Annotated in this window: 3 protein-coding genes; all 3 read right to left on the bottom strand. The window is 76.0% G+C overall.

Features of this window, described 5'->3' with window-relative positions:
- Positions 1-1,648 (bottom strand): ABC transporter ATP-binding protein (locus J0670_RS34945; RefSeq protein WP_207816513.1); only part of this gene is annotated, 1,648 nt, incomplete at its 3' end.
- A complete protein-coding gene (locus J0670_RS34940; RefSeq protein ID WP_207816511.1) occupies positions 1,645-2,505 on the bottom strand; it encodes an ABC transporter permease in 861 nt (286 codons plus the stop codon). The genes J0670_RS34940 and J0670_RS34945, both read right to left, overlap by 4 nt.
- Positions 2,502-2,799, bottom strand: a 298-nt coding sequence (locus tag J0670_RS34935) for an ABC transporter permease subunit (protein ID WP_207816510.1), incomplete at its 5' end; no start/stop codon positions are given. The genes J0670_RS34935 and J0670_RS34940, both read right to left, overlap by 4 nt.

Raw genomic sequence — 2,799 nt, 5'->3', positions numbered from 1 at the left:
GCGAGATGAACACCAGCCCGACGCCGGTCCGTTGGCGCAGGTCGGCGAGGAGGTTGAGGATCTGCGCCTGGACCGAGACGTCCAGTGCGGAGGTCGGCTCGTCGGCGACCAGCACCTGCGGGTCGACGGCGAGGGCCCGCGCGATCGCGACCCGCTGGCGCTGGCCGCCGGAGAGGCGGTGCGGCCGGGCGTCGAGCACCGCCTCGGGCAGGCCGACCAGCTCGCACAGCCCGCGCGGATCGCGGTCCCGCAGGCCATGGGTGGCCAGCGGTTCGGCCAGCGCCTCGCGCACGGTCATCCGGGGGCTGAGCGAGGCGTACGGGTCCTGGAACACCAGCTGGACCTTGCGCCGCAGTTCGCGTTCCTCGGCGCGGCCGGCCTCGGCCCAGGAGCGGCCGGCCACCCGCACCGTCCCGGCCTGCGGGGTCAGCAGTCCGAGCAGCGCGCGGGCCAGGGTGGACTTCCCGGAGCCGGACTCGCCGATCACTCCCACCGCCCGGCCGGGCGCGGCGCTCAGACTCACGCCCTCCAGGGCCGGGGGCCGGCGCCGGCCGTAGCGGACGGTGAGCTCCTCGGCGACCAGGACGGGCTCGGCGGCCCTCTCCACGCGCCGCTCCTGAATTTCCTGACGTTCCGTCACTTCCAGTCGATTCACCGGGAGATGGCAGGAGAAGCCGGAATCGGCGGTGCCCGACCACTGCGGCGCGCCGGTGGCACACCGGTCGACGGCGGCCGCGCAGCGCGGTGCGAAGGCACAGCCCGGCGGCGCCTCGCCGGCCGCCGGGGGCCGCCCGCCGATGACGGTGAGCGGCGCGCCGGGCGGGCCGTCCAGCCGGGGCACCCCGGCCAGCAGCCCCGCGGTGTACCGGTGCCGGGGGCCGGCCAACAGCTCGGCGGTGGGGGCCCGTTCGACGATCCGCCCGGCGTACATCACCTGGACGGTGTCGCAGCTGCGGGCCACCACGCCCAGGTCGTGGGTGATCAGCAGGACGGCCGTGCCGGTCTCGTCGCGCAGCCGGACCAGCAGGTCCAGGATCTCCACCCGGGTGCTGGGGTCGAGCGCCGTGGTCGGTTCGTCGGCGATCAGCAGCTCGGGCCGGTTGGCCATCGCCATCGCGATCAGCACCCGCTGGCGCATGCCCCCGGAGAACTCGTGCGGCCGGTCGTGGTAGCGGCGGGCGGGCCCGTCGATGCCGACCAGGCCGAGGAGTTCGAGCGCCCGGGCGCGGGCCTCGCGGCGGCCGGCGCCGTGCACCAGGGCGGCCTCGGCGAGCTGGCGGCCGACCGGCATCCGGGGATTGAGGTAGGCCAGCGGGTCCTGGAAGACCATGCCGATCCGGCGTCCCCGCACCGCCCGTACGGCGGGCTCGGGCAGGGCGAGCAGGTCGGTGCCGTCGAAGCGGACGGTGCCGGCGGTGGTGCGGCAGCCCGGCGGGAGCATCCGGTTGACGGCCAGGGCGGTGAGCGTCTTGCCCGAGCCGGACTCGCCGACCAGGCCCAGGATCTCGCCCGGCCGCACGGTGAAGTCCACCCCGCGCACCGCTTCGGCGCCGCCCGCCTCCACGCGCAGTCCGCGCACCTCCAGCAGGGGCTCCGTCCGAAGGTGGTGAGCGGCGGCCGAGGCCCGGTCGGTGTCGGTCGCGGTCACCGCAGTCTCTCCCGGTTGAACGAGTCGGCGAGCAGGGTCAGGCCGAACACCAGCAGGCCGAGCAGGACGACCGGCGTCAGGGCGTAACCCGGCTGGAGGAACAGGTACTTGGAGCCCGCGTTGATCATCGCCCCGAGCGAGGGAGCGGGCGGCTGGACGCCGAGGCCGAGCACGCTCAGGCCGCCCTCGATCTTGACCGCGTGCGCCATCGCCACGGCCAGCAGCGCGGTGGTCGCGTCGACGACGTTCGGCAGCACGTGGCGGCGCAGGATCCGTCCGCGCGGCACCCCGAGCACCCGGGCGGCCACCACGTGGTCGCGGGCGAGCTGGCCGAGCAGGGCCGCCCGCGCCTGGCGCCCGAAGGAGGGCAGCGCGCTCAGCACGATGGTGGCCACCACGGTGCCGGTTCCCGGGCGCACCAGCAGGGCGAGCGCGAGTCCGAGCAGCAGGCCGTGCAGCCCGAGCAGCAGGTCGAACAGCCGTTGGACGAGTTCGCCGAGCCGCCGGTTCAGGCCGCCGAGCAGCCCCAGCAGCGTGCCGAGCACGGCGGCCGCCGGTACGGCGAGCAGGCAGACCAGCAGCTCGGTGCGGACTCCGGCCAGCGCCCGGGCCAGCAGGTCGCGCCCGACCTCGTCCGTCCCCAGCGGGTGGTCCCAGGAGGGCCCGGCCAGGGCGTCCCGGCCCTGCCGGTAGGGGTCCGTGCCGAGCAGCAGCGGGCCGAGCAGTCCCAGCAGCACGACCAGGAGCACCAGGAGCGCACCGGTGCGTCCGCGCGGGGTGCGCAGTGCGGGCGGGAGCGGGAGCCGCAGCCATGGGCGGCGCCGCCCGGAGGCGGTGGAGGCGGCGGTGGCGGTCATCGGGCCTCCCCCGTTCCGGCGCGGGCGATCCGCGGGTCGAGCCGGCCGACGAGCAGCTCCGAGCCGAGCTGGACGAGGACGGCGACCGCGATCGCGAGCATGATCAGGGTCTGGGCGACGGGGTAGTCCCGCTGGTTGATGGCGTCCAGCAGCAGCTGGCCGAGGCCGTGCCGGGCGAAGAGCTGTTCGGCGACCACCGCGCCGCCCAGCAACTCGCCCAGGTGCAGGCCGAATTCGACGCAGAACGGCGCCAGGCTGTTGGGCAGCACGTGCCGCGCCAGCACGCGCCGGGGC

The sequence above is a fragment of the Streptomyces sp. FH025 genome (genome assembly GCF_017427025.1).
Lineage (GTDB): Bacteria > Actinomycetota > Actinomycetes > Streptomycetales > Streptomycetaceae > Kitasatospora.
The sequence above is the reverse complement of the archived record's forward strand: the minus strand, read 5'-3'. Positions and strand labels throughout refer to the sequence as shown.

Bases quoted from the DNA above. Each gene is read 5' to 3' on its own strand.
- J0670_RS34940 (WP_207816511.1), bottom strand. From the start codon at position 2,505: ATGACCGCCACCGCCGCCTCCACCGCCTCCGGGCGGCGCCGCCCATGG.